Origin of the sequence: Citrobacter sp. TBCS-14 (assembly GCF_005280805.1) — a bacterium.
GTDB lineage: Bacteria > Pseudomonadota > Gammaproteobacteria > Enterobacterales > Enterobacteriaceae > Citrobacter > Citrobacter gillenii.
The window spans coordinates 1-328 of sequence record NZ_SZWM01001080.1 but is presented as its reverse complement, the minus strand read 5'-3'; the positions used below and the strand labels follow the sequence as shown (position 1 = coordinate 328).

Genomic DNA, 328 nt, shown 5'->3' with positions numbered 1-328 from the left:
GTACAATCGGTAAAGACAACCCATTCAATATTGGGGCACCAACAAATCCACCTGCAAGCTCGTTACTACCGCAACAACTGATTGCCGACGAGCGGTATTATGGCGATACGAAGAATTCGTATGATTATGAGCATTACTCTGGTGGTGACACAACTGAAAAGTATTATTATATGATGCCAACAGCTGAGGACTTAACGTATGTAAATCCAGTTCTCTTGGATATTGCGGGATGGTATGTACCTGAAGGTTATACAGCCGTGATTATAAAAGATAGAGGTGGTTCTGATCCATCTGACTACCTTTTAATCCCAACAAGCTTACTGACACC

At 42.1% G+C, this 328-nt stretch carries 1 protein-coding gene; it reads left to right on the top strand.

Annotation, left to right across the window (positions count from 1 at the left end; genetic code table 11):
- Window positions 1-328: hypothetical protein (locus tag FDX22_RS30250; RefSeq protein WP_186805456.1), on the top strand; the 328-nt coding region annotated here is incomplete at both ends.